The 1,761-nt window shown below is 24.3% G+C and carries 2 protein-coding genes; one reads left to right on the top strand and one right to left on the bottom strand.

Annotated features, from left to right (window positions below; all coding sequences use genetic code 4):
- Nucleotides 1-46: 46 nt before the first annotated feature.
- On the top strand, nucleotides 47-589 hold the full coding sequence (locus tag ACXYRN_RS04295) for a DpnII family type II restriction endonuclease (protein WP_458607787.1): 543 nt from the start codon (nucleotides 47-49) through the stop codon (nucleotides 587-589).
- 28 nt (nucleotides 590-617) lie between these two features.
- On the opposite strand, the gene ACXYRN_RS04290 is transcribed toward ACXYRN_RS04295, so the two are convergent.
- Nucleotides 618-1,337, bottom strand: coding sequence for a transposase (locus ACXYRN_RS04290; RefSeq protein WP_458607786.1), 720 nt, complete (start codon nucleotides 1,335-1,337; stop codon nucleotides 618-620).
- Between the last annotated feature and the right edge of the window lie 424 nt (nucleotides 1,338-1,761).

Here is a 1,761-nt window from a genome sequence, read left to right as displayed (position 1 = left end):
ATAAGAGAGTTAAATAATCAAATAAAAAATCCCACTTAAGTGGGAAATGCAGGTAGATGAATACCTTGAATTGTTTAACAAAACAGGATTAAAAAATCTTTTTGTAAATATACTTAGATTTTCTGTTTTTGACTATGTTACAGGTATTTTAGTCGGTTTAGATTCTAATGGTAGAAAAAATAGAAGTGGAAATTGATTTGAAGCAAGATGTTATCAACAACTAAAAAAGATATGTTTAAAATATAATGTTCATTTGTTTTCACAGCAGAATTTTAAAAAGATAAATAGCATAAAATCTTTACATAAAATAGGTGATTTTATGCTCATTAAAAATGAAAAAATTTTAAATATTGAAGTTAATTTCTTCTTAAATTCTGGTTCCAAACCAATTGAGATTATAGATAGTTATATAAATAGAAAAAATGAATTAGTTAGCAAAGGAGTAAATTTTATCTTGATAACAGATGGGCCATTTTGAAAGAATCAAGATAATTTGCTTAATAAGATGAACGGAAAAATAGAATTCTTTAATTTTAGTCAAACCCTTTCACAGAATTTTAAAAACACTTTATTAAAGATGTTAGAATAATAAACTACCTAGGTAGTTAGGTAGTTTATTATTCTAAATTATTATGGACAACAACTTTTCCGAAGATATTTACAGCTTCATTATTGAATCTATGATTATTGCTGTAAATATGTTTAATTCTTTGTAAACCTCGTTGTTTTAAGTCGTTTAGTACTACTGTTCAGTAGTTTTCGTTTTTATCATCATTTAATCAAATACATATAATCTGATGATTATTAGAGTTCTCAGTAATTAAATAGTAATATTCATTAAATTTATCATCAAAGTCATTTTTGATATTTATTTTATTTAAATAAAGCGAATCACAAACTTTTTCTATTGGTGTTTGCATAAAATCGCAGGCATTGTTTATAACAGCATGAGCAAAATTATTTTGAATTTCCTTGTCATAACTAGACATAATATTAGATAAATATTCTATTTTATCAGAACTCTTTACATTGTGTGCATATGAAAAGAAAATATTAGGTAAAAAAGCAGGACTTTCGCGATTATATTTTTGGATAAAAACTGAAACAAACCTAGTTGTTCTTAGTCTAGGATGATAAATTTTTATTTTACCTATTTGTGTATTCAGGGTACGCTCGTAAAAACCATTTTTGGAATTAATATTTTTTGATACCTGGATTTTCCGATTATTTTTAATATAACTATATAACTCGCTTCTTAAAATATAATCTATAAAGAATTGCATTTGTTGCTTTAGAATATCAAGTTGTTGCCCTTGTGTTAAGATTGGTTTTTTCATAGTTTCTCCTTATAAATACACTTTATTTATTATAAATTTAAAGGTATAAAATTAATTTATTATAAAAATAACAAAATTAGACATTATAAAAATTCTTGTGTATTTTAATAAAATCTAAGTTATATCCTTAAAAAGGTAAGCAGAATATATAATAGCATCTTATCAGAAAAATTTAAAAATTTTTTTTGAAAAACCCGCAAAATAAAGCGAACAAAAGTAATCTTTTGTTCTTTTGCTTTATATTTTGCAGGTTTTTCAATACCAAATCGAAGTTTAACCAATATTTCTAAATCCGTTTGTTGCTCTAAAACTTCTGTCAATATTTCAGTTATCAAAAATATGTGCTAAAAGCAGTGATAAACTTTCCGAACTAGGAAATGAAACCTTTCTTTTTAAAATCAATTTCATATTCGAGTTTAAGGAT

The sequence above is a fragment of the Mycoplasma sp. 4423 genome (genome assembly GCF_054353855.1).
Note: the sequence above shows the minus strand (reverse complement) of the source record. Positions and strands in the feature narration are given on the sequence as shown.